The sequence below is a fragment of the Cohnella lupini genome (genome assembly GCF_003386205.1).
Classification (GTDB): domain Bacteria; phylum Bacillota; class Bacilli; order Paenibacillales; family Paenibacillaceae; genus Cohnella; species Cohnella lupini.
Window position 1 is genome coordinate 233252 of sequence record NZ_QRDY01000001.1, and the last position, 25470, is coordinate 258721.

Genomic DNA, 25470 nt, shown 5'->3' on the forward strand with positions numbered 1-25470 from the left:
AGGAATCCGCACTCATGAATCTTGCGGAACGATTGAACGAAGACATGAAGAAAGCGTTAAAGGACGGAAACAAATTTCGCCTACAGACGATTCGCATGGTTCGTGCCTCGATCAAAAACCAAGAAATCGAGCTGCGCCGCCCGCTTGACGATAACGAATTGCTTAATATATTGAGCCGTGAACTCAAGCAGCGACGCGATTCCCTCCAAGACTTCGAAAGAGGCGGAAGGGAAGACCTCGTAAGCAATGTCAAAGCAGAAATTGAGATCATCTCTGAATATCTACCACGACAGCTTACGGAAGAAGAAGTCAAAGTTATTGTTGTACAGACCATGCAAGAAACCGGTGCTTCTTCTAAAGCCGACCTGGGGAAATTAATGGGTGCCCTTATGCCCAAGGTGAAGGGAATTGCTGACGGCAAGCTCGTCAATGCAATTGTCCAACAATCTCTGCAATAATTCCGACTTGAACGACAGGCATCCCCGCGAGGGGGTGCTTTTTGCTATACTAGGTTATAGTTACATATTCAACCAGCATGAAACTATAGTCGGAAGGAATCGTATTAAATCGTATCTAGAAAAAAACGCCACATCGGGAGGAATGGTCTTGATTTCAATGGTTCTAAGCCGCCAAGCCAGAACAGGTTGGTCAAGCGCAATGAGATTGGTGTTACTGATCATGCTATCCTTTATTCCCCTAGTGGGCATCGTCGACGGCGTTCGCGCCGCGGATTCTCCGTCGGCTGGCTCGGTTTACGTCATCCCCGTGCAACAGACGGTGCAAAGCGGACTCGCATCCTTCTTGGATCGCGCTTTGAAGGAAGCGGAGGAAGCTAAAGCTTCGCTCGTCGTACTCGATATCGATACTCCCGGCGGCAGGCTTGACACTGCCGAGGAAATTGGTAAGCGCATACGCGGATCGTCCGTCCCGACGGTAGCGTTCGTAAGCGGCAAGGCGGCATCGGCCGGCGCCTATCTCGCATTAAACGCGGGAGATATCGTCATGACTCCCGGATCCACGATCGGAGCGGCGATGATCGTCGACGGCTTGGGCAATGCCGTCGAGAATCCGAAGCTCGTATCTTTCTGGAGCGCGGAGATGGCCGCCGCCGCTCAGATTAACGGTCGCGAACCGGCGATCGCGGTCGGGATGGTGGATCCTAGCCGAGTGGTCGAGATGAAGGAAATCGGCGAGACCAAGGAAACGGGGCAGATCATTTCCTTGAGCGCCGATAAAGCATTGCAAGTCGGTTACGCGGATAAGCTGGCGAAGACGGTGGAGGAAGTCGCCGCATGGAAAGGCTTATCCGATCGTCCGGTCATCGAAATTAAGCCCTCGATCGCCGAGAGGATTTCCACCGCCGTCACGAGCCCGGGAATGGCCACGCTGCTTCTGATAATCGGCATCGCGGGCATCGCCATCGAGTTCCTTGTACCGGGCTTCGGAGTACCGGGGATCATCGGTTTGATCTCGTTCGGGCTATATTTCTTCGGACAATCGATCGCGGGCTTCGCGGGGATGGAGGCATTGGTCGTATTCCTAATCGGAATCGGTTTGCTTATCCTAGAGGTTTTCATTCCAAGCTTTGGAATACTTGGTATACTTGGAATAGCGGCGTTGGCGTTCGGGATCACGATGGGTGCCTACGATACGGGAAGCGCTTTGCAATCGCTCGGAATCGCCTTCCTCGTTGCCGCGGTTATCGTGATCGTATTCGTCTATATTTTCCGCAAGAGGGGTATTTGGAACCGGTTTATCTTAAGCGATCAGCTTACGACGGACAAAGGCTTCGTTCCCCAGCAATCACGCGAGCAATGGATCGGGCAAGAAGGGTTGACCACATCCCTGCTCCGTCCTTCGGGAATGGCGGATATCGGCGGGCAACGCCTCGACGTCATTACGACCGGGGAGTATATCGAGAAGGGCAAGCCGGTACGAGTAGTGTCGGCCGATGGAACTCGGATTGTGGTAAAAGAGATCAATTGATGGGCTGGACCGAAATTCTAGAAGAACTGTTTCGAGGTAAGACCAATAAACCGTCGGAGGTACACAATGGATAATGCGGACATTCAGTTATTGGTAATCATTGCGGTTGCCGTTGTAGCGATTTCGATTTTTATGAGCTTCTTCCCGTTCATGCTTTGGATATCGGCTTTGGCTTCGGGCGTACGGATCAGCATTATTACTTTGGTCGCCATGAGACTGCGCCGGGTCGTTCCGAGCCGGATCGTCAATCCGTTAATCAAAGCGACCAAGGCAGGCCTTGGTCTGAACATCAACCAGCTCGAAAGCCATTTTCTGGCCGGGGGCAACGTGGATCGCGTCGTCAATGCGCTAATCGCCGCTCAGCGCGCCGATATTCCGCTTATCTTCGAACGGGCCGCCGCCATCGACTTGGCTGGCCGGGACGTACTGCAGGCGGTTCAAATGAGCGTAAATCCCAAAGTCATCGAAACTCCCGTCGTCTCCGCGGTCGCGAAGAACGGTATCGAGGTTATGGTTAGAGCCAGAGTAACCGTGCGCGCGAATATCGACCGACTCGTCGGCGGCGCCGGAGAAGAAACGATACTAGCCCGCGTCGCGGAAGGCATCGTCAGCACGAACGGCGGTTCGGAATCCCATAAAGACGTTCTAGAAAACCCTGATCTCATTTCCAAAACCGTCTTGGCGAAAGGTTTGGACGCGGGGACCGCTTTCGAAATCCTGTCCATCGACATAGCGGACGTAGACGTAGGCAAGAACATCGGAGCCCATCTGCAAACCGAGCAAGCGGAAGCGGATAAACGCATCGCCCAAGCGAAAGCGGAAGAACGCCGCGCAATGGCCGTCGCCCATGAGCAAGAGATGAAAGCGCGCGTGGTCGAAATGCAGGCTAAGGTCGTAGAAGCGGAGTCCCAAGTGCCTCTCGCGTTAGCGGAAGCCTTAAGGGCCGGGAAAATCGGAGTCATGGATTATATGAATTTGAAAAACATCGAAGCCGATACCCAAATGCGCGGATCCATAGGCAAACAAAACGACGTGCCTGGCGAAGACGGAAACGTTAAGCCATGATCTTGCGTTGGGATGTAGTATGGATGGAAGGAGGCTGATTGAATCATGGAACAACTGATTTCGTTCCTGATGCATAACTTTTATTTCGTCATCGTTGCGGTAGGAGTTATCTATTCGTTGTTTTTTCGCAAATCTCCTTCCGGGCGGAGGTCTCCTAACCGGATGCCGGACTTCGGAGGCGGCGGCAAGCGGCTTCCTAGAAGGCCTGATGAGTCGGGGGCGCCCATTCCTTCGACTTCGCTCCCCGAATCGGAGGAGAGGCCTTCGCAAGCCCTAAGACGGCAAACGCCGCCTCCGGTGGCAAGGCCGCAGCAACCCGTTCGCGCCGAAACAAGGCATTTGGATGCGATTGCGTCGCCTTTGTCTTCTCCGATTGTCGCCTCTGCGAAACCGAGATCCAGCGCGGCCCCGACTCCAATGTCATCATCGCTCGTGGGCTCCGACGTCAGGGGATTATCCAAGGAAGACTTGACGCGAGCGGTCGTATGGGCTGAAATTCTTGGTCCTCCGCGGGCGCGCCGTCCTTATCGGAGATGAATAAGCTCGAACGTTATTAACATTACTTACGCGACAGGTCCTTAGGGGGCCTGTTTTTTATTTCCCCGAAGGATTCGGAATCCGCTCTTCTTTCGTTCGGGCAAGTAGCTTGACCTCGTCGTGCTTCATAAAGAACGGTGCTTGCGCATATGTTTACCCTATAGGAGGGAGGACCGCCCAATGATGCGTGTAAGTCGGAAGCTGCGCAAATGGACCGCAACGATTCTCGACCTGCCGCAGGATGTGGTGCTGGACTTGCCGCGCATCACGATGATCGGGGGCCTTCAGATCACGGTGGAGAACCACCGCGGGATCCTCCATTTTTCCCCGCACAATCTCAGGCTGGCTATGGATAACGGGGAATTGGAAGTAACGGGCCAAGATTTGATTATCCGGAATATCGGGGCAGAGGAAGTATTCGTGGAAGGAAAAATAACGGGCGTCCAATTGCACCAGAAGGGGCAATCGAATTAATAACGGGCGCGAATAGATCTTTGAGGTATACGAACGAGTCCGTTTGATCGCGAAAAGCGGACTTTCGTCTTGTGCCAGGACAAGCTCTAAGTCGGGGGGAGAGCAAGGATGAAAGGGACTTGGGTAGCAATGTTGCGCGGTTACGTTTGGGTCAAGCTAGTCGGGGGAGAAGCGGAATCGTTCCTCAACGCGGCGACGCGAGATAACGTAACGCTATGGGATATCGCTTTTACGCCGTCGGGGGAGCTGACTTTCGGGATTGCCGTTCCCGATTTTTTTCGCTTGCGACCGTTATTGCGCAAGAACGGCAGCCGAATCAGAATTCTGTCCAGGCATGGGCTGCCGTTTAAGATGGAACGCCTGTCGAGAAGAAAAACGTTCGCCGGCGGGATGCTTGCGTTCGTCGCCGCCATGTTCGTTCTCTCCATGCTAGTCTGGAACGTGAAGGTGGAGGGAGGCTCCGCAATCCCCGAGGAAAAAATACGTCAAGCGGCCATGGCCGAAGGGATATATTCCATGCAGTGGTCGTTCCGTCTCCAAGACGCAGCTTCCCTTTCACAGCGGTTATCCTTGCGGTTGCCGGAGGCTGCTTGGGTCGGCGTGGACAAAAAAGGGACTTCGATCACGATTACGGTCATCGATTCGACGCAACCCGAGAAGAAGGTGCTGGAAAATCCACGGCACCTGGTAGCCAAAACGGACGCGGTCATAACCCGGATCGTCGCCGAGAACGGAAGGCCGAAGGTAGAGCGCAACGACCGCGTTCGCAAAGGGGACATCTTGATCTCCGGTATTCTGGGGGACGAGAAGCATAGTAAAACGGTCGTTTCCAAAGGTAAAGTAATGGGGTTGGTGTGGCATGAATACCGAATCGTTTCGCCGTTAACGACGAAGGCGAACAACCTGACCGGGCAATCCCAAGAGCGCAAATATTTGCTGATCGGCAATCGGGCTTTGCAAATATCCGGATACGGCGGAGAGCCGTTCCCGCTTTCGCAGACGCGCACGACGATTCAGCGCAAGTCGTTGTGGAATCGAGTGTTGCCATTCGGAACGATGAAGGAGAGCGAGCTCGAGGTAACGGAGACGGAGAAGAGGCTGACTCCCGCCGAAGCGAAGGAAGCGGGGCTAGCGCAAGCGCGCGCCGAATTGCTCGGCAAAACCGGACGGGACTCCACCATAAGAGCTGAAAACATTTTGCATGAACATACCGAGAATGGTAAAGTGTTGTTAACCGTTCTTTTTGAAGTGGAACAATCTATCGAGGTCGAACGTCCTATACTATAAGCATCCATCGATTTGGGGGAATGAGGCTTCTTGACGGAACTGAAAGAATATACGACTATCCCGTTACGCAATGCGGCCGAAGGCCTAGCGCTATTCGGTCCGCAGGACAAGTTCCTGCGTCTAATCGAGAAGGAAACCGTGTCGTTGATTCGTTCGAGGGACGCGGAAATTTATATTGAAGGACCGGCCGAAGAGGTGAGATCCCTCCAGCAGTTATTCGATACCCTCATTCAGCTCGTGCAGGGCGGACTGCAACTGAATGAACGAGACGTCCGGTACGCTTTGGAGTTGTCGCGCGAGATGAAAGCGGATGAATTGCTTTCCTTGTTCAAAGGCGAGATCATTTCGACCTTCCGCGGTAAGCCGGTTATCCCTAAGACTCTAGGGCAAAGGCATTACGTGACGACGATCAGGAAAAAGGAAATCGTACTCGGAATCGGCCCGGCGGGCACGGGAAAGACGTATTTGGCCGTTATGTGCGCGGTTTCCGCGTTGAAGGAAGGCAGGGTTAAACGGATCTTGCTGACCCGTCCGGCGGTTGAAGCGGGCGAAAGCTTGGGCTTCTTGCCCGGGGATTTGCAGGAGAAGGTCGATCCTTATTTGCGGCCGCTCTACGATGCTCTTAACGATGCGCTCGGACTTGAAGGCGTAGCGAAGGCCATGGAACGCGGTCAGATCGAAATCGCTCCGCTCGCCTACATGAGAGGTCGGACGTTGGACGATTCTTTCGTTATATTGGACGAGGCGCAGAATACGACGCCCGAACAAATGAAGATGTTTTTGACGCGTTTAGGCTTCGGTTCCCGGATGGTCATCACGGGAGACGTGACCCAAATCGATCTTCCGAAAGGGAAAAAGTCGGGCTTGATCGAAGCCGAGCGGATTTTACGGGAAATCGAAGAAATCGGCATCGTTTATTTCACCGATCAAGACGTCGTCCGGCACGCGCTCGTGCAAAAAATAATATTGGCCTACAACGCGAACAACGAACAATGATTATAAGGGAGGGGAGTGCCGGATGAGTCGGAAAAACAGCGGCCAGCCAAGCAATCCGATTTCCTTATCTGGGGCAGCGGCAGGATGGAAGCATAGCGCGGCGATGCGCTGGCTCCTGCTCCTGCTTTTTGTATTTTTGTTTTATTTCAGCATATCTCCGCGGCTTGTACCGGAAACCTACGATATTACGCTAAACGCCAAAAGCGACAAAGATATCAAGGCGCCTAGGCAGGAATTGGACGAAAAGGCGACGCTGCAAGCACAGGACGAAGCGGCGGAAAAAGTCGGACCTATTTATTCGATCGTAGCGCTGAGAAACGAGGCGTTGATCGACGAAATTTTCACGAGGATCGAGGAGCTTAATCTAGACGATTTGATTACGGTATCCGACAAGGTCGATATTTACCGCAGGGTCATTCCTGAACGCGTCGATCAATATATCGTGAATTTCGTAACCGCCAACAAAGGATCGGAAACGTATTCCGAAGGGCTATTGGCGGAAATGGAAAGCGTGATCCTATCGCAGAAATACTCCATTCCCGAAGAAACGTTCTACAAGATTCCGAATTTGACCTCGGATCAATTGCTAGAAATGCGTTCCGTCGGCCGCGAAGTCGTGCGCAAGCTGACCGGTGAATCGCTTACGCAAGCGGAGACGGCCAGAACGAAAGTGGCGGAGCTCGTCAATGCCAGCTCGCTTTCCCAGAGAACGGAACGGGAAATCGTTCAGGAGTTGGCCAGGCTTGCGATTCTGCCCAATAAATTCTATGACAAACAGGCCACGGAAGATGCCAAGGTAGAAGCGAAGCAAAATACGCCTCCCGTATTGATCAAGCAGGGAGATATCGTCGTCAAGGCGGGGCAGGTCATTACCGACAGCATTTACGAAAGGCTCGACTCCCTAGGTCTTCTGCAAGAGCGCAAAAGCTATCTGCCGCAGCTAGGGGTACTTCTGTTCTCGATTATTTTCACTTTAGCCTTATACGGTTATGGGGAATTAACGACGAACGCAGCGGGCGCGCAGAAAAGGACGAACGTGCAGTGGGTGATGCTGTTGCTCATTTTTGCGCTCAACATCCTGTTTATGCATCTCGTGGCGTTAACTCACAGCGAAGAATGGCCTTTCGTCGGATATTTGGCGCCGATCGCGATGGGAAGCATGCTCGTGACGCTCTTATTGGATATGCATATCGGGTTGGTCAGTTCGTTCCTGTTTACGCTTCTCGCCAGCCTGATCCTTAACGTGGAGCAGGAGCATATTTTCGATTTTCACTACGGGTTCGTAGCTGCCGTCGTTACTTTTACGTCGGTATTAGCCATACATCGCGCTAGTCAGCGATCGTCCATATTAAAGGCGGGAATAATGGTCAGCCTGTTCGGCTCGGTTGCGGTCCTCGCGCTTATGCTGGTTAATCCGGAGCCAAGCCGAGTCCAGCTCGTCCAATCGGTTATCTTCATGTTCTCGAGCGGGTTGCTCACGGCGGTATTGGTAATCGGGCTTATGCCGTTCTTCGAAGTGACGTTCGGAATTTTGTCCGCGCTTAAGCTCGTAGAGCTGTCCAATCCGAACCATCCGTTACTCAGGAAGCTGCTCACGGAGACGCCGGGGACCTATCATCACAGCCTTATGGTCGGCAATCTATCCGAAGCCGCGGCCGAGTCCGTGGGAGCGAACGGCTTGTTATGCCGCGTCGGCTCGTTCTATCACGACGTAGGCAAGACGAAGAGACCGCTCTATTTTATCGAGAACCAGAACGCATCCGGCAATCCGCACGATAAGCTCGATCCCAAGGTTAGCGCGTCCATCATCATCGCCCATGCGAAGGACGGGGCGGACATGCTCAAGGCTCATAAGCTGCCTAAACCGATCAGGGACATCGCGGAGCAGCATCACGGGACGACGTTCTTGAAATACTTCTATTACAAGGCGGTCAAGCAAGCGCAGGAGCAAGGCGTGGAGAACCAGTGGACGGAAGACGATTATCGTTATCCGGGTCCGAAGGCGCAATCCAAAGAATCGGCTATCGTCGGAATAGCGGACTGCGTAGAAGCGGCCGTACGCTCGCTTAATCATCCGAAGGTGGAGCAAATCGAGGAAATCATCGGCAAAATCATTAAGGACAGGTTGGACGACAACCAGTACAACGAGTGCGACCTTACGCTAAGAGAGCTGGACAAAATCGCGGAGACGCTGAAGGAAACGGTCATCGGGATGTTTCATTCCCGAATCGAGTATCCTGACGATAAAGAGATTAAGAAAATGAAGGAAGCAAAGGAGATTCGGGCATGACATTGAGCTTGGAATGGATCGACGAACGGGAAGGCGGGGCCGGTGCCCGCGAGGAACAATGGATGGATATGCTGGAGAAGCTGCTGAAGATAGCCGGGGAAAAAGAAGAATTCACGACCGGGATCGTAACGCTCACTTTGACCGACGACGAAGGCATTCGCGAGCTGAATCGTCAATATCGCGGATTGGACAAGCCGACGGACGTATTATCCTTTTCGTTGCTCGAGGGAGAACAGCCGGATATTCAGTACGACGGAGACTACGAAGGCTCGGAAGAAGGCGACGAGGAGTGGAAGGACGAAGACAAAGCGGGAGATCCGTTCTCGGATCTGCTTGGGGATATCGTCATTTCCGTGCCTAGAGCCGAAGCGCAGGCGGAAGATTACGGGCATAGCTTCGAGCGCGAGCTCGGGTTCTTATTCGTTCACGGATTTCTGCATTTGCTCGGATACGATCACGGCGACGAGGAACAAGAGCGGGAAATGTTCGCGAAGCAAGAAGAGGTGCTTAAGGAAGCTGGGCTTATCCGGTGAGCGGCCGGCGTTCGCGAGAGCTTGATTCTTTCCGTTACGCGATTTCGGGAATCGCCGGTGCGCTGAAGAGCGAACGTCATATGAAATTTCACATGCTGGCTGCCGTGGCCGTCGTTGTTTTATCGGCGTTGCTAGGAATTTCCCGTTCCGAATGGCTTTGGATATTGGCTGCCATCGCGCTCGTCTTAGTGTCGGAGCTGTTCAACACGGCGGTAGAACGAGCGGTGGATCTCGCATCCCCGGAGATTCATCCGCTAGCCAAAACGTCCAAAGACGTCGCTGCCGGCGCAGCGCTCGTCGCGGCTTTGTTCGCGCTGTTCGTCGGAGCGCTCGTACTCGGCCCCCATATATGGACCGCTATTATCGATAGATGAATGATTCGGAGGAAATCGTAATGAGCATGAATGGCCTACCTCTAACGCATGATGAATTATTGGAAGCAGCTAAAATCGCGCGTGCCCGCGCGTATGTACCTTACTCGGGTTTCGCGGTCGGCGCCGTGTTGGTCGATTCGCAAGATAGGCTGCACTATGGCTGCAACGTTGAGAACGCGGCTTACAGCCCAACGAACTGCGCCGAGCGCACGGCATTGTTCCGCGCCATCGCGGATGGCTGCCAAGCGGGTGAATTCAAGGCGCTAGCCGTCATCGGAGATACGGATAAGCCGATTACGCCTTGCGGAGTCTGCCGGCAGGTTATCGCGGAGCTATGCGACCCGGAAATGCCCGTCATTCTAGGTAACATGCAAGGAGACTCCCGGGTAACGACGATGTCCGAGCTGCTTCCAGGAGCGTTCACATCCCGGGATTTGAACAATTGATCGATCCGAAGGAGAATAACGATGAATAAAAAAGGCTTTAAATCGGGGTTCGTAGCTATCGTAGGGCGGCCCAACGCAGGCAAGTCGACTCTGATGAACCAAGTGATCGGACAGAAAATCGCCATCATGTCGGATAAACCTCAAACGACCCGCAACAAAATCCACGGCGTCTATACGACGGACGACATGCAAATCGTATTTTTGGACACTCCGGGCATAACCAAGCCGAATTCCAAGCTTGGCAATTACATGCTTAAAGCCGCGGAAAGCGCATTTAACGAAGTGGAAGCCATTCTGTTCCTGACGGACGTGACCGAACCGATAGGCGGCGGGGACCGTTACATCATCGAACAGCTTAAGAAGGTACAAGGTACTCCCGTGTTTCTGGTGCTTAATAAGATCGACAAAATCCATCCCGAAGCTATGCTTCCGGTCATCGATAAATACCGCAAGCTGATGGATTTCGCGGAGATCGTGCCGGTGTCCGCCCTTCAAGGCAACAACGTGAACTCGCTTCTGGAGCAAGTGTCCAAGTACTTGGGCGAAGGCCCGATGTATTATCCAGCCGATCAAATCACGGATCATCCCGAGCAATTCGTTTGCGCGGAACTGATTCGAGAGAAGCTTCTGCAGCTTACGCGCGAAGAGGTTCCGCATTCCATCGCCGTGGAGATCGAGAGCATGAGCGTGGAGGACAATGGTCTGGTAAACGTAGGAGCGGTCATCTTCGTAGAACGGGACTCGCAGAAGGGAATCATCATCGGCAAAAGCGGAGCGCTTCTGAAGGAAGTAGGACGGCTGGCCCGAGTCGATATGGAACGGTTGCTCGGATCCAAGATTTTCTTGGAACTGTGGGTTAAGGTGAACAAAGATTGGCGCAACCGGGATTCGATGCTTAAGACTCTTGGTTACCGTAACGATTAACCGCGTAAACATAACAAACCCTGATTTGTTTATATGTGTCAGGGATATCGCAACCGTACAAGTGACATCCTAATCCTTGAAAGTGCAATTCATTTTCGCCCGGAGAGGATGAGGCGCTGTGCGGGATTTCACGTGGCACGTGTTTACGCAAACCGGCGATATCGAAGCATACCTGCTGTACAAAGAAGTGCGCAATTTAGGCGCATCGGAGCTTGGAACGAATATCGGGGTTGAGGACGAAGATGGCAACGTCGCGGACGAGGAATGAGAGCCGATGCTTTATCGGGTAGAAGGATTAGTCATTCGAAGCACCGATTACGGAGAAGGAAATAAAATTATTACCCTGCTTACGCCGACATACGGGAAGCAGGGCATTGTCGTGCGCGGAGCCAAGAAGCTGAAGAGCAGATACGGTTCGTTGGCGCAATTGTTTACATACGGAGATTTCTCTTATTACAAAACGGGAACGTTAGGCACTTTGAACAGCGGCGAGATTATCGAATCGTTCCGGGAGCTGCGGGAAGGGCTTGAAGGTCCGGCATACGCGGCTTACGCTTCCGAGTTGACGGATCGGGCAATCAACGACGACGAAGCGGCGGCTCACTTGTTTCATCAGTTAAAGGCTTGCCAGTCCGCGCTCGCCGGAGGTAAAGATCCTCAGATCGTTATTCGAGCTTACGAAATGAAGGTTGTTAACGCCTCGGGATACGCCCCCATGCTCGACGAGTGCGTGAACTGCGGCAGACAGGATGGGCCTTTTCGTTTTAGCGCAGCGGCAGGAGGGGCTTTATGCTTGTCGTGCAAGCACAAGGATCCTACCGCGTTGGAGTTAGAGGAAACCGTATGGAAGTTGCTGCGCGTTTTCTCGGCATTGGATTTGCGCCGGTTAGGCAACATAGCGGTTAGAGACAGCTCGAAACGCCAATTGCAGCTTGCGCTTCGCCGTTGGATGGACGTTCACTTGAACTTGAATTTGAAATCGCGTAATTTTCTCGACCAATGGGAGAAATACGGAGATTTGCTTGGCGAAAGGATGAAACGTCCCGAGCCGATACCCGAAACCGAAGCGGGGGAAGGGAAGGTTTGACAGCCCGCGCTTAGGTAGTTTAGAATGGCATCATATGTTATTGTCCCCGCGAAGGAGAAAGTAACCGAATACCGTTAGCAACATCAGCGAGCCGGGGATAGTGCAAGCCCGGAGACACGGATCGGCGAAGGGCGCTCTGGAGGGATTGCGCAAGAAAGAGGAGGGCTATCTTGAACGGTATCCGTTGCGATTCATTTCGCCGAAACCGTTAAGGAGCCAAGTAGGGTGGAACCGCGGGAATGTTCAGCTCCCGTCCCTACGTCTGCCAAGGCAGACGTAGGGACGGGAGCTTTTTATGATGATTAGGAACGCAAAGGGGCGAATGATCTATGAATTTTCAGCAAATGACGTTAACGCTGCAGCAGTTTTGGGCCGAGCAGAATTGTATCGTCGTACAGCCGTACGATACGGAGAAGGGCGCGGGCACGATGAATCCGATGACATTCCTGCGCGCGATCGGACCCGAGCCGTGGAACGTGGCTTACGTGGAACCGTCCAGGCGTCCGGCGGACGGACGATACGGCGAGAATCCGAACCGTCTTTACCAGCACCATCAATTTCAGGTCATCATGAAGCCTTCGCCTGACAATATTCAGGAGCTATACTTGGAAAGTCTGAAGAAGCTCGGTTTGGATCCTCTGGATCATGATATTCGATTCGTCGAGGATAATTGGGAATCTCCTACTTTGGGGGCATGGGGCTTGGGTTGGGAAGTTTGGCTGGACGGAATGGAAATAACCCAATTCACTTACTTCCAGCAAGTCGGAGGCATCGATTGCCAACCCGTAGCCGTAGAAATTACTTATGGCATGGAGCGGCTGGCTTCTTATATTCAGGACAAAGAGAACGTGTTCGATTTGGAATGGGTTAACGGGGTCTCCTACGGAGACGTCTTTAAGCAACCCGAATACGAGCATTCCAAATATACGTTCGAAGTATCGGATACGGCGATGCTCTTTCAATTGTTCTCTACTTATGAAGGCGAAGCGAAGCGGGCGATGGACGTTAATCTCGTGTTCCCGGCTTACGATTACGTGTTGAAATGCTCCCATGCGTTTAATTTATTGGACGCAAGAGGGGCGATCAGCGTAACCGAACGGACGGGTTATATCGCGAGGGTACGTAACTTGGCTCGCCAGGTGGCGGCCACTTATTTGCAGGAACGGGAACGCCTAGAATTCCCGTTGCTGAAGAAGGGAGCCGTGAATCATGGTTAAGGATCTGCTACTGGAAATCGGATTAGAAGAGGTGCCGGCCCGCTTCGTGCGCGCCGCCATGGAGCAATTGAAGGAGAAAACGGAGAAGTGGCTGACGGACAGCAGACTGGCGTACGAACAAGTTAAAGCTTATTCGACGCCTCGCCGTTTGACCGTTCTCGTTCGGGGACTGGCGGATAAGCAAGCGGACGTCAGCGAGGAAGTTAAAGGCCCTTCCCGCAAAATCGCGTATGACGAGAACGGAGCCCTTAGTAAGCCTGCGTTAGGCTTCGCGCGCAGTCAAGGCGTAGATCCTGATACGTTGTTCATTCGCGAGGTAGCCAACGTCGAATACGTATTCGCCGTGAAGAGCAGTCTTGGTGTAGAAACCTCCTCCTTGTTGCCCGCAGCGCTTCCGGCGTTGGTCACTTCGCTGAGCTTTCCGAAGAACATGAGGTGGGGCAATTACGAGCTGAAATACGTTCGTCCGATTCGTTGGCTCCTGGCTCTTCATGGCAACGAAGTCGTGCCTTTCGAAATTACGGGCGTGAAGACGAGCAATATTACGCGCGGCCATCGCTTCCTTGGAACCGAGACTGTCGTGGACGAGCCGGCTTCATACGTAGATAAATTACTTGCCCAGCATGTCATCGTCGACGTGGACAAACGTCGGGAGACCATACTTGCGGGAATTAAGAGTCTTTCCGAAGAACGGGGATGGAATATCGCGGTGAAGGAAGATTTGCTCGAGGAAGTACTGTTCCTCGTCGAGACTCCTACCGTTCTTACGGGCTCGTTCGACCCGTCTTTCCTGGACATCCCGCAAGAGGTTTTGATCACGTCGATGAGGGAACATCAGCGTTACTTCCCCGTATTCGATGGCGAAGGTCGTCTTCTGCCTCATTTCGTAACGGTACGCAACGGAGATAGCCGCTCACTCGAGGTCGTTTCGAGAGGTAACGAGAAGGTGCTGCGCGCGAGGTTGTCGGACGCGAAGTTTTTCTACGCGGAGGACGAGAAGCTAGTCATCGGGAACGCGTTGGCCAAGCTGGAAAACATCGTATACCACGAGGAGCTGGGATCGGTCGCGGATAAAGTCCGCCGCGTTCGGGCCGTCGCCGACCGGATTGCCAAGCATTTGCGCTTGGAGACGACGGAGCTCGAGGACGTCAGCCGTACGGCCGATATTTGCAAATTCGACCTGGTATCGCAAATGGTATACGAATTCCCTGAACTCCAAGGCATCATGGGCGAAGACTACGCGCGCAAAGCCGGCGAACGCGAGGCGGTAGCCAAGGCGATCAACGAGCATTATTCGCCTCGCAACGCGGGTGACCGGCCGGCTGCTTCGTTAGTCGGAGCGATCGTAGGCATCGCGGACAAACTGGATACGATCGTGGGCTGCTTCTCCATCGGTATTATTCCGACGGGATCCCAGGATCCATATGCTCTTCGCAGGCAAGCTGCGGGAATCGTCAATACGTTGCTTGTTCATGAAATGGAAATTACGTTGGCCGAGTTGTTCCAATTGGCTCTAGACGTTCATGCCGGCAGAGGCTTTAAACGCGAGGCTTACGATATCGTCAACGACATGCAGGAGTTCTTCTCCTTACGGATCAAAAACGTGCTATCCGACCAGTCGATTCGATACGATGTCGTAGATGCGGTGCTTGGCGCCGGCGTCAAAGACGTGCGCAGAGCGGTGCTTCGGGCACATGCCCTGCAAGCTGCGACCGATTCGGAGAGCGGTAGTAAAGCCGAATTCCGTCCAGCTGTAGAAGCCTTCAATCGCGTTTGCAATCTCGCGGCCAAAGCCGATTCGAAGCAAGTGGACGCGAATTTGTTCGCGGACGAGGCGGAGAGATCTTTGTACGAAGCATGGCAGCAAGCGCACGGACAGTTTCTAGACGCCGTCACGCAAGCGGATATGGCTGGCGCTTTATCCTCGTTGTCTTCGCTAAGCGGACCGGTATCAACATTCTTCGAGGCGGTCATGATCATGGCGGAGGACGAAGCATTGCGTCGCAATCGCCTGGCCATATTGTCGCTTGTAGCGGACGACGTCAAACAATTCGCGGATTTCTCCAAGTTGTCCGGTTGAATCGACTCGAGAGGGAGGAGCAGGGTTCATGTCACAAACTAGCGTAACCGTGTACGTGGTTTCCGACTCCGCCGGCGATACGGGCGAACTGGCCGTGCGCGCGGCGGCCGCGCAGTTTCATCCCTTGACCGTACACATTCGGCGGGCGGCGTTCATACAAACCCGTGAAGGGATTGACGCGGTTCTTGCGGCTGCCGAAGCCGAGAACAGCATCGTGCTCTACACATTGGTTATTCCGTTCCTTCGGGACTACATGGTCGAACAAGCGGAACAATTGCAATTGTCCGCGATAGACCTGCTCGGACCCTTGATAGACAATCTCGAGCGCACCCTCGGCCACGAGTCCCGTCACGTACCGGGCTTAAATCATATTCTCAACGCGGATTATTTCCGCAAAGTCGAAGCGGTCGAGTTCGCGGTCCGATATGACGACGCGAGGGATGTAACGGGAATCCTCAAAGCCGATATCATTCTCGTCGGAGTGTCTAGAACGTCCAAAACCCCGCTGTCGATGGTGCTTGCGCACAAAACATTCAAAGTCGCCAACGTCCCGCTGATTCCCGAGCTAGTCCCGCCAAGAGAATTGTATTTGGCCTCGCCTAACAAGGTTATAGGTCTTACCATCAATCCGAATTCGTTAAACGCCATTCGCAAAGAGCGCCTTAAAGCGCTCGGATTGCCCGATTCTGCGCCCTACGCGACATCGGAAAGGATTCACAAGGAATTGGAGCACGCAAGACAAGTAATGGAGAAAATCGGTTGTATCGTCATCGACGTTTCCAATAAAGCGGTGGAGGAGACGGCCAGCCTGATTCTGGAGCATTTCCAGAAGTGACTTTCGATTTCCGGCCAATACCGATTCGCGCTTGACAGGGTTTAATCGGTGGCAAAACGGTCGATGATAGCAATTAGCGAGTGGATGTTTCTTTAGACGCGTTTAGACGATTTCAAACTTTTATTACAAGTGTGAGCATTGTGTGAACGATAACCGCAACCTCCAAACGGGAATAACGATTCAAAGAGCATGTCGAATTTGTCCTAAATTGTCGATTTTTGCGTTGATATCGAATAATTTGCGGGGTTTGAAACCTATATTCTCTTATTTTCGTATAAATATGGAATAGGCAAATGATATTTTCATGGTCCCAGCGAACGTAAAGATTCAAACGGCTTTAATGGGGAAACATAAAATTTGATAAGGCCAAGGCAGGATTTTGGATCCCGTTAGCGTATATAATAATACGGCAAACTTTGGGTGAATCGTGTGGTGATGTCGATGCTTGTCCCGCGTCATCGGGTAGTGGTGGATGGCGACGCTTGTCCGGTTAAGGCGGAAATTGCCAGAACGGTGAGAGGTTGCGGAGCGACGGCGCTACTCGTATCGAGCAATGCGCACGTGTTGGTTCCGGAGCCTTCCGTGGAAGTCGTTACGGTGGACGCCAGCGATCAATCGGCGGATCTCTATATCGCTAACGTTCTGAACAAGAACGATATTCTAGTTACAGGCGATTATGGATTAGCGGCTTTGGGGCTTGCCCGGGGAGCGGCGGTCATAACGCCAAGAGGCAAAGAGATCAGGGAGGCCGATATCGAAGGCTTGTTGGAACAACGTCATTTCTCGGCGAGATTGCGCCGCGGAGGCGTGCGGACGAAAGGTCCGAGGGCGTTCACGGAAGAAGATCGCGACCGGTTTCAACAAAAACTGACAACTCTATTGCATGGGTTGCAGGAGATTCCCGACCTTTAGCGAATTGTATTACGTGCAAGAAATCGACTGACTCTGAGGAGTATTCATCCGGTCGGTCGGGTGCACTGGGAAGATAAGGTGGAAATCATGAATTACGGAATGATACCCCAATCGGTTATTGACGAAGTGCTGCGGCGCCATGAAATATCGGAAACGGTAGGCAAATTCGTTCATCTGACCAAGAACGGTAAATACTTGAAGGGACTCTGCCCCTTTCATTCCGAGAAAACGCCATCGTTTACCGTAACGCCCGAAAAGCAGATCTTTCATTGCTACGGCTGCGGAAAAGGCGGCAACGTCATCAAATTCATTATGGAAATGGAAGGGGAATCGTTTCCAGAAGCGGTCAAAGCGCTAGCCGAAGATGCTGGCATTCCCGTTACGTGGACGACCGCAAGTGCCGACGAACCCTCCGCTTTCCAGAAGGAAAAGAAAGTTCTTCACGAAGCTCATGATTACAGCGCTAAATTGTATCATTATCTTCTTCGCAATACGGAAGTGGCAAAGCCGGCTCTGGACTATTTGCTTTCCCGCGGATTCAACGACGCCTTGATCGAGCAATTCGGAATAGGTTACGCTCCCGCAAGATGGGACACGTTGACTCAAGCGCTGGAACGCAAAGGGTATGCTCTTGCCGAGATGGAAGCGGGCGGATTGCTCTCCCGCAGACAGGAATCCGACGGTTACGTCGATCGATTCCGGGATCGGATCATATTTCCCATTCATGACTCTAACGGGCAAATCATCGCTTTCGCGGGAAGAATGCTTTCGGATGGACAGCCTAAGTATCTGAATTCTCCCGAAACCGTGCTCTTTAACAAAAGTCGCACGTTATATCGGTTGCACGAAGCGCGTCCGGCCATTCGCCGAGCGAGGCAAGTCGTTCTATTCGAAGGCTACGTAGACGTCATTAAAGCTTGGTTCGCGGGAGTCCATAACGGAGTAGCGACGATGGGCACGGCGTTGACCGGCGAGCATGCGGCAATGCTAAAGCGGTTCGCCGACGAGGTCATTTTATGTTACGACGGAGATGATGCAGGACAAGCCGCTGCTCATAAGAGCATACCTTTGCTGGAAGAAGCGGGATTCCGGGTGCGGGTTAGCGTGCTTCCGAACAGAATGGATCCCGACGAGTACATCTCGTCTTACGGACAAGAGCCGTTCGTACGGGAATTCATCGAGGGAGCGGTATCCGCAGTCAAATTTCAGCTTATATATTTAAGGAAATCCCATATACTCCTAGAAGAAGATGGAAGGATTAGGTATTTGCGCGATGCCGTTCGGATCGTAGCAAGACGGGATTCTCCAACGGAGCGGGAGTTGTTGCTTAAGGAGCTAGCCAATGAGTTCGGCGTTTCCTTGGATACGCTGAAGCAGGAAAGCCTCGAGTTCAGGCAACAGGAGAAATTGGGAAACACAGGGGATATTCCGGCTGGTTCGTGGAATAATGTATGGAATGAAAAGAGAACTACATCCAAGAACCCGCCGCTGGGAGCCGCGAACGTAAATGCGGAACGCCAACTGCTGTCCTGGATGATGCAGGACAAAGAAACGGCAGTCCTCGTTCAGCAGAAGCTTGGCGACCGTTTTTACGTAGAGGATCACGCGGCTTTAGCTGCTTATTTATATGCTTATTACGCCCAGAACAATGATCCTGATGTCGGCAGGTTCGTTGCGGTCTTGCAAGACGACCGTTTAGAACGAACGGCCAGTGCCATCGCATTAATAGACATCCCGTATGGCGAACGGGAACTGGAAGATTTGGTTAGAACCATCAACGACGCATACTTGACTCGGGAGATCGAACAATTGACCGAGGAAGGAATTCGGGCGGAGCGAGCTGGAGATTATTCTCGCGCAATACAAGTGGGAACAGAGATCATCGCCCTGAAAAAGCAACGCAAGTAATTGGATGCGCGCGCTTCTCAGGGAGGAGGGAGTCGGTAATGGCAAACGATCAACACACCGGACTGGAAACGGAATCGACACTAGAACAGGTCAAAGCTCAGCTCATAGAACAAGGTAAGAAAAAATCTTCCTTGACCTATAAAGACATCATGGAGAAGCTTTCTCCATTCGATCAAGATCCGGAGCAAATCGACGAGTTTTTCGAGCAGTTGGCGGATATCGGAATTGAGGTCTCCAACGACCACGACGAATTGGGACGCGAGAGACACGGTCATGGCAACGGAGAAGAGGAAGAGCGGGACGAATTCAATTTCGACGACGATCTTTCGCTACCGCCGGGTATCAAGATCAATGATCCGGTTCGCATGTATTTGAAGGAAATCGGACGGGTACCGCTTCTCGGCGCGGATGACGAAGTCGAATTGGCCAAGAAGATCGAAATCGGTGGTCCGGACGGCGAAGAAGCCAAAAAAAGGCTGGCGGAAGCCAACCTTCGTCTGGTTGTCAGCATCGCTAAGCGTTACGTCGGACGGGGAATGCTCTTCTTGGATCTAATCCAGGAAGGAAATATGGGGCTATTGAAGGCGGTCGAGAAATTCGATCATGACAAAGGCTTCAAATTCAGCACTTACGCGACGTGGTGGATTAGGCAGGCGATTACCCGCGCGATCGCGGATCAGGCGAGGACGATTCGGATTCCCGTGCACATGGTCGAAACCATCAACAAGCTCATTCGCGTCTCGCGGCAGCTCTTGCAGGAATTGGGCAGAGAACCTACGCCCGAGGAAATTGCGGAGCAAATGGAATTAAGCGTGGATAAAGTCCGGGAAATCATGAAAATAGCGCAAGAGCCGGTTTCCTTGGAAACGCCGATTGGCGAAGAAGACGATTCCCACTTGGGCGATTTTATCGAAGACCAAGAGGCATTAGCTCCTGCCGATGCCGCGGCGTACGAGCTTCTCAAAGAACAATTGGAAGACGTGCTCGACACGCTGACCGAGCGGGAAGAAAACGTGCTTCGCTTGCGTTTCGGATTGGATGATGGGCGTACACGCACGCTCGAAGAAGTAGGCAAAGTATTCGGCGTAACGCGCGAGCGTATTCGTCAGATCGAAGCCAAAGCTCTTCGCAAGTTGCGCCATCCGAGTCGAAGCAAACGCTTGAAGGATTTTCTAGAATAATCGATAATTAGAAAATAATATGGATTATGAGACCTTTGCCGTTATGGTTGAAGGTCTTTTTCTTCAAATGGCAATAGGAGGGACCGTCGGCATGGCCGCGTTGGATGAAGAGAAGCGCAATTTAGTCGTTAAAGAAATTGAATCTTGGCGCCGCAGCAAGCTGTTGCCGGAGCAGTATTGCGACTTCCTGCAGAACCTATATTTAGAAGATTTGAATGAGCGTTCGCAAGGATATATGGGTAATGCGATCAAGAAAATCGGTCAAGCTTCATGGAAGCTCTGGCTTCTTGCATTTGGAAGTTTTACCTTGATTTGTTTTGTTGTACTTCATTTTAGCGCGTTTCCATTGCCATTGCAAATAGGACTTCCCGGTGTAGTTACAACGGCTTTTGTGTTCGTTGGAGTCAAACAAAGAGGCAATAATCCAACGCGGGGATTGCTGCTGATCGGGGTCGGCATGGCAATACCTTTGGGCGTCGGATTCGCGGTTTTGCGTCTGAACGGATGGATGGACGACTTCGGCCCATTGTGGCTACTTGGCCTTTGCGCGATAACATGGATTAGCTGCGGAATTTATTTAAGTTATGCGTTGCTTCATTGGTTCGGATGGATGGCGACCATCGTGACGTACGCGTTACTGTTAGCTAGGCAAGCTCCGAATCCTTCGATTCTCGAGGTTCAAATATTCTGGATACCGGCTGCGTTATTGTTTATCTGGTTAAGCTGGTTTCTTCACGTTCGCAACAAATCCGTCGGAACGGTTTTATTCGCGACGGGTTTGATCCTATGGTTTATGCCCGAAGTGTATTCGGCTTTGTATGGCATTCGAGAGAACTGGATTCAGCTGGAAATCATGATTAAGATTTTAATTGCGGGAGTCGCAATGTTCCGGTTAAGAAAACAATGGATGGAATGGGTTGCTTAATGATGACGAATACGAAAGAGAATGATACGAAAATGTTCAAGGTTGAAGGAGTAGCGCTGAAGCTGTCCCGCCGATTATCGGCATTGGCGGATTGGGTTCCTCAAGGGGCTCGCTTCGCCGATATCGGGACGGATCACGCATTGCTTCCCGTTTTTTTGGCGCAAAGCGGCAAAATCGTCTACGCGGTAGCGGGAGATGTCCATGAAGGGCCTGTTGACGCAGCTAGACGCCAAGTTTCGGAAGCCGGATTGGATAGCGTCATCTCCGTACGTCTAGGCGACGGAATGTCCGTGCTGTCGTCCGGAGAAGTAGATACCGTCACGATTGCCGGAATGGGCGGGAGCTTGATGACCCGCATACTTGAACAGGCTGGCGACAGCCTGCTGGGAGTCACGACGCTTGTGCTTTCGCCTCACGTAGCGGAAGATGCTGTTAGACGTTGGCTAACTAAGAATCATTTTGTCCTCGATCGGGAAATGCTTCTGGAGGAAGACGGCGTTATCTATACGCTTATGCGCGCCGTTCTCGAGTCGGATGCTGATGAAGCACGTGCCCGTAATATGCGTTTATACGATGCGTCTATGTTAAATCCGAAAATGCCTGCGATTTCTTCAGCCTTGTTGTACGAGATGGGACCTCTGCTTTTAAGTAACTCGAACGAAGTCTTCCATAGGAAATGGGAGGAAGAAATCGCCAAACGGGAAAGAGTCATCAATCAGCTCAGTCATTCCACCGCTCCCGAGGCCGCAGAAAAAGCCAAGGAATGGCAAGAAGACGTGCGCGAGATTCGGGAGGTGTTAGCATGTTTGCCCGCGGAGAAACCATCCTCCAACTAATGGAGCGACTCGCACCTAAGCATTATGCGGTTCCGGACGATAAGATCGGTCTCCAGGTAGGGTCGGTCGCCAAAGAGGTACGTAAGGTGCTCGTCACGCTGGATGTGACCCCGGCGGTAGTGGAAGAAGCGGCCGAGCTTGGAGCCGAGCTCATTATCGCGCACCACGCCGTCATTTACCGTCCGTTAGCTCATTTGCGCACGGATACGCCTGCCGGAGCTTTGGCGGCTAGCTTACTTCGGAAAGATATCGCCGTCTACGTTTCCCATACGAATTTAGATGCAGCCGAAGGCGGCATTAACGATTGGATGGCCGATGCGTTGGAGCTAACAGGTCGCGACGTTTTGGAGGAAGTGCATACCGACAAACTGTTCAAGCTCGCGGTGTTCGTTCCGGAGTCGCATCACGAGCAAGTTAGAGCCGCGATGTTCAATGCCGGCGCTGGATGGATTGGCGACTACAGTCATTGCAGCTTTAATACGAAGGGGATTAGCACCTTCATGCCCCTCGAAGGCAGCGAGCCGTTCATCGGCAAGCAAGGTAAATTGACGCAAGCCGAAGAAATCAAATTGGAAACCGTCGTATCCCATAGCAGCAAGAAGAAAGTGATTTCCGCTATGCTGAAGGCACATCCGTACGAAGAGGTTGCTTACGATTTATACGGCATGGATTTGAAAGGACGATCTTTCGGCCTCGGAAGAGTGGGTGTGCTTCCGGAGAAGGAAAGCTTGGATCGATTCGCGGAAAGAGTCAAGACGGCGTTGCAGGTCCCGTTCGTGCGAATGGTCGGGGACGGTTCGAAACCGATCCGTAAAGTAGCCGTTTTGGGCGGGGCGGGGGCAAGATACATCCGCCACGCCATCTTCGCGGGGGCAGACGTACTTGTAACGGGGGATATCGATTTTCACTCCGCTCAAGATGCGCTGGCCGCAGGAATGTCCATTATCGATCCCGGTCATCATGCCGAGAAAATCATGAAGCCCCATGTCGCTAAGTGGTTGTCCGAGCAGCTTCTTCAGAAGGGATACGCGACCGAAGTATTCGCTTCCCGCTTGGACACCGAGCCGTTCCAATTGCGATGAACGGCCGGATAATATCGCCGGATTGCGAAATCTCCATTCATTGACGTTGTCAGGGCGGTCGATTCGCGATATACTAGTCGTTGCAAACCGGAAAGTTTGACAGACAATCGCTGGTGGCTTCGCGCCACGAGAGGAAAGTCCGGGCTCCACAGGGCAGGATGCTGGATAACGTCCAGTCAGCGCGAGTTGAAGGATAGGGCCACAGAAATGGACCGCCGATGGCTGCTAACGCAGCACAGGCAAGGATGGAACCGTGGTGTAAGAGACCACGAGGAGCACTGGTGACTTTGCTCCTGGTAAACCCCATTTGGAGCAAGACCGAGGAGAACGCCGAGCGCCGTCAAAGGCGACTCAGCCCTAGCCCGGGGTGCGTTCGGGTTGGTCGCTTGAGCCGTATAGCAATGTGCGGCCTAGAAAGATGATTGTCGCTTCAGCAAGTGGGAGGATCGCTTCGAGCGATCCGTTATGACCACGTGAAGTACAGAACCCGGCTTACGGCAAGCTTTCCGGCTGTCCTTACTAAAGACGAAGAGGCTATCCCATCGAGGGATAGCCTCTTTTTTAAGTTGTATAAAGCGAGTTACTCCTTGGTATTTAATCGTTCGAGCTGACGGCGGACTTGAAGCGGATAGAGCTGCAAAGATGTATCCGTACCGCTGGCCGATTGCAATGCGGATTTGACGTCGATCTGTCCATATCCGTAATCATTGTCTTTACCTGACGGGCCTAAATCCTTTGCGGTGCTTCTAAGCAAGTCCATGACCTCCGCATTGGACAGATCGGGATTCGCGGAACGGACCAACGAAGCCAGCGCGGCGACGTGAGGCGAAGCCATCGAAGTCCCTGACAATGCGGCATAGCGGCTGCCCGGATACGTACTCGGTATGGACGTTCCCGGAGCCGCAACGTCGATATAGTCCCCGAAATTAGAATATTCGGCCCGCGATTCATCGGGATCGGTCGCGGAAACGCCGATCACTTCGTCGTACGCCGCCGGATAGCCCGGCCGGTCCGTACTGTCGTTGCCGCTAGCCGCAACAATCACGATTCCTCGATCATAGGCATATTTCAGCGCATCGTGCAGAAAGTCGGCTTCAGCGTAATTTCCCAGGCTCATATTAATGACTTGCGCTCCGTGGTCCGCCGCCCATATGATGCCTTCGGCAACGGAGTAGGTAGAACCTGCCCCCGAACTGTCTAGCACCTTGACAGGCATAATCTTGGTAAACCACGTCATGCCCGCTACTCCTTCGTTATTGTTGATTTCGGCAGCGATTATTCCGGCTACGTGCGTACCGTGCCCGACATCGTCATCGGGAGGCTGGGAAGGATCGACGATATTGGTTCCCTTTACTAAGCGTCCCTTAAGATCCGGATGATCCATTTGAACCCCGGTATCCAATACGGCAACGACGACTTCCTTGCTGCCTTTCGTAATCGCCCAGCCGTTTGCTGTGGCGATTTCCGGCAAATTCCATTGATACTCCGAATATAGTGTATCGTTGGGGACAATGGTCTCGTTATCCGCGCTTTCGATCCGGCTATTGGTTAAATAAAGATAGTGGGGCTCGACGAATTCGGGATTCCATTTGTCCTCGAAGTATTTCTTGAGTGCTTTAGTCTCATGCTTCTTGGAACGGAATACATAAGTTCTGCCCGTATGGCGAACGATCGTGAGGCTAAGCTCCTGACGAAGCTGCAGCAATTGCCTGTCCGTCAGCGGAGCGCGAAACTTAACGACGATTTCGTCAACCGAGTAATGGCTGGCATTGCCGTTATCTTCTCCATCGTGGACCGTCGTTTCTTCATTGGAACCCGGAACTACCGACTCCGTGCGATATCGTCCTTCCGGAGGAAAAGGCACGAGACGGAGATTGCGCCGTTGATGCCGTTCCACGGCTTGGATAACCTCGGTGGAAATTAAAGCGGCGACACCGTGCTTTCCGTTAGGAGCAGGCTGGGACAAGACGAAATAACTAAATCCGTCATGGGAGAAAGTAGGGGATGCATAACTATTTCCTTGTCTGATTGCGGTTCTGGCTTTGTCAAGATAAGAGTTCGCCTCTTGCATAAGTTCAGGTTTAGGCTTGCCGTAGGTTTTGTTCTTCTCTTCGTTCGCCCATTCCGCGTAAAGAATTTCGGGATGCGTTTTTAACAAAGCCTGAGATTGAAGTCCGAAGTCGGCGACGGGACCTTCCCGCAGGAACTTTCGGATATCCCGCGTCACTTGCGAGCGCGATAATCGGTCGGTCGCTTCCATGTCCCTTTTCACGGTTTGCAATTTATACGTTTTCTCGTTGGCCTTCTCCGAAGCGGATCGCATGGTGCGAGGGTGAGAAGGAGCAGCCCCATTATCGGGCTTCGCGGTAGGCAACAAAAAGGGAAAAGCGAACAGAACGACGGCAACGATAAATAAGAAGACTAACAGCTTGTTTCGGCGCAAGGCGCACCTCTCCTTTACGGCTCTATTCTAAAGGGAGCACATGCCATTAGGA

Annotated in this window: 24 protein-coding genes and 1 other RNA gene; 24 read left to right on the plus strand and 1 reads right to left on the minus strand. The window is 52.6% G+C overall.

The genetic code is table 11. From position 1 onward, the window contains the following. The first annotated feature begins 14 nt into the window (after window positions 1–14). From DFP95_RS01005 to rnpB, 24 genes are all read left to right on the plus strand, one after another. Window positions 15–458 (plus strand): GatB/YqeY domain-containing protein, encoded by a 444-nt coding sequence (locus tag DFP95_RS01005; RefSeq protein WP_115990703.1) that lies wholly within the window; start codon window positions 15–17, stop codon window positions 456–458. 157 nt (window positions 459–615) lie between these two features. Then, window positions 616–1986, plus strand: coding sequence for an NfeD family protein (locus DFP95_RS01010; RefSeq protein ID WP_181907237.1), 1371 nt, complete (start codon window positions 616–618; stop codon window positions 1984–1986). Window positions 1987–2052: 66 nt separating this feature from the next. Beyond that, window positions 2053–3051, plus strand: coding sequence for a flotillin-like protein FloA (gene floA / locus DFP95_RS01015; RefSeq protein ID WP_115990705.1), 999 nt, complete (start codon window positions 2053–2055; stop codon window positions 3049–3051). Window positions 3052–3096: 45 nt separating this feature from the next. Further along, entirely contained in the window at window positions 3097–3588 is a 492-nt protein-coding gene (locus DFP95_RS01020; RefSeq protein ID WP_115990706.1) for a hypothetical protein, read from the plus strand. A gap of 180 nt (window positions 3589–3768) precedes the next feature. After that, on the plus strand, window positions 3769–4062 hold the full coding sequence (gene yqfC / locus DFP95_RS01025) for a sporulation protein YqfC (protein ID WP_115990707.1): 294 nt from the start codon (window positions 3769–3771) through the stop codon (window positions 4060–4062). A 108-nt stretch (window positions 4063–4170) separates the two neighbouring features. Continuing rightward, window positions 4171–5349 (plus strand): sporulation protein YqfD, encoded by a 1179-nt coding sequence (gene yqfD / locus DFP95_RS01030; protein ID WP_115990708.1) that lies wholly within the window; start codon window positions 4171–4173, stop codon window positions 5347–5349. 30 nt (window positions 5350–5379) lie between these two features. Continuing rightward, window positions 5380–6345 carry a PhoH family protein gene (locus DFP95_RS01035; protein ID WP_115990709.1) on the plus strand — a complete coding sequence of 322 codons (966 nt, stop codon included), beginning with the start codon at window positions 5380–5382 and terminating at the stop codon, window positions 6343–6345. A gap of 22 nt (window positions 6346–6367) precedes the next feature. After that, window positions 6368–8635, plus strand: coding sequence for an HD family phosphohydrolase (locus DFP95_RS01040; RefSeq protein ID WP_115990710.1), 2268 nt, complete (start codon window positions 6368–6370; stop codon window positions 8633–8635). After that, window positions 8632–9168 (plus strand): rRNA maturation RNase YbeY, encoded by a 537-nt coding sequence (gene ybeY / locus DFP95_RS01045; protein WP_115990711.1) that lies wholly within the window; start codon window positions 8632–8634, stop codon window positions 9166–9168. Before DFP95_RS01040 ends, ybeY begins: the two co-directional genes overlap by 4 nt. Next, window positions 9165–9542 carry a diacylglycerol kinase family protein gene (locus tag DFP95_RS01050; protein WP_115990712.1) on the plus strand — a complete coding sequence of 126 codons (378 nt, stop codon included), beginning with the start codon at window positions 9165–9167 and terminating at the stop codon, window positions 9540–9542. Before ybeY ends, DFP95_RS01050 begins: the two co-directional genes overlap by 4 nt. A gap of 20 nt (window positions 9543–9562) precedes the next feature. Beyond that, window positions 9563–9988: a cytidine deaminase gene (gene cdd / locus DFP95_RS01055; RefSeq protein WP_245987273.1), complete on the plus strand. Its 426-nt coding sequence runs from the start codon at window positions 9563–9565 to the stop codon at window positions 9986–9988. A gap of 21 nt (window positions 9989–10009) precedes the next feature. After that, window positions 10010–10912, plus strand: coding sequence for a GTPase Era (gene era / locus DFP95_RS01060; protein ID WP_115990713.1), 903 nt, complete (start codon window positions 10010–10012; stop codon window positions 10910–10912). A 118-nt stretch (window positions 10913–11030) separates the two neighbouring features. Further along, window positions 11031–11180: a YqzL family protein gene (locus DFP95_RS01065; RefSeq protein ID WP_115990714.1), complete on the plus strand. Its 150-nt coding sequence runs from the start codon at window positions 11031–11033 to the stop codon at window positions 11178–11180. Between the two features lie 6 nt (window positions 11181–11186). Next, window positions 11187–11999 (plus strand): DNA repair protein RecO, encoded by an 813-nt coding sequence (gene recO / locus DFP95_RS01070; protein ID WP_115990715.1) that lies wholly within the window; start codon window positions 11187–11189, stop codon window positions 11997–11999. Between the two features lie 329 nt (window positions 12000–12328). Further along, the gene (glyQ, locus tag DFP95_RS01075; protein WP_115990716.1) at window positions 12329–13216 is read left to right on the plus strand and encodes a glycine--tRNA ligase subunit alpha; all 888 of its coding nucleotides are present in this window, start codon (window positions 12329–12331) and stop codon (window positions 13214–13216) included. Further along, window positions 13209–15296, plus strand: a complete 2088-nt coding sequence (gene glyS, locus DFP95_RS01080; protein ID WP_115990717.1) for a glycine--tRNA ligase subunit beta — start codon at window positions 13209–13211, stop codon at window positions 15294–15296. Before glyQ ends, glyS begins: the two co-directional genes overlap by 8 nt. A gap of 28 nt (window positions 15297–15324) precedes the next feature. Next, window positions 15325–16131 carry a pyruvate, water dikinase regulatory protein gene (locus DFP95_RS01085; protein ID WP_115990718.1) on the plus strand — a complete coding sequence of 269 codons (807 nt, stop codon included), beginning with the start codon at window positions 15325–15327 and terminating at the stop codon, window positions 16129–16131. Window positions 16132–16566: 435 nt separating this feature from the next. Further along, window positions 16567–17043 (plus strand): YaiI/YqxD family protein, encoded by a 477-nt coding sequence (locus DFP95_RS01090; RefSeq protein WP_342768176.1) that lies wholly within the window; start codon window positions 16567–16569, stop codon window positions 17041–17043. Between the two features lie 87 nt (window positions 17044–17130). After that, window positions 17131–18951, plus strand: coding sequence for a DNA primase (gene dnaG, locus DFP95_RS01095; RefSeq protein ID WP_181907200.1), 1821 nt, complete (start codon window positions 17131–17133; stop codon window positions 18949–18951). 38 nt (window positions 18952–18989) lie between these two features. Next, window positions 18990–20132, plus strand: a complete 1143-nt coding sequence (gene rpoD / locus DFP95_RS01100; RefSeq protein ID WP_115990719.1) for an RNA polymerase sigma factor RpoD — start codon at window positions 18990–18992, stop codon at window positions 20130–20132. 91 nt (window positions 20133–20223) lie between these two features. Then, window positions 20224–21057: a hypothetical protein gene (locus DFP95_RS01105; protein WP_115990720.1), complete on the plus strand. Its 834-nt coding sequence runs from the start codon at window positions 20224–20226 to the stop codon at window positions 21055–21057. Next, on the plus strand, window positions 21057–21893 hold the full coding sequence (locus DFP95_RS01110; protein WP_181907201.1) for a tRNA (adenine(22)-N(1))-methyltransferase: 837 nt from the start codon (window positions 21057–21059) through the stop codon (window positions 21891–21893). The genes DFP95_RS01105 and DFP95_RS01110 overlap by 1 nt, the downstream gene beginning before the upstream one ends. After that, window positions 21860–22975 (plus strand): Nif3-like dinuclear metal center hexameric protein, encoded by a 1116-nt coding sequence (locus DFP95_RS01115; RefSeq protein ID WP_115990722.1) that lies wholly within the window; start codon window positions 21860–21862, stop codon window positions 22973–22975. Before DFP95_RS01110 ends, DFP95_RS01115 begins: the two co-directional genes overlap by 34 nt. 91 nt (window positions 22976–23066) lie before the next feature. Continuing rightward, window positions 23067–23485, plus strand: an RNA gene (gene rnpB / locus DFP95_RS01120) — RNase P RNA component class A. 70 nt (window positions 23486–23555) lie between these two features. On the opposite strand, the gene DFP95_RS01125 is transcribed toward rnpB, so the two are convergent. Beyond that, window positions 23556–25418: a S8 family peptidase gene (locus DFP95_RS01125; RefSeq protein WP_115990723.1), complete on the minus strand. Its 1863-nt coding sequence runs from the start codon at window positions 25416–25418 to the stop codon at window positions 23556–23558. Window positions 25419–25470 lie beyond the last annotated feature (52 nt).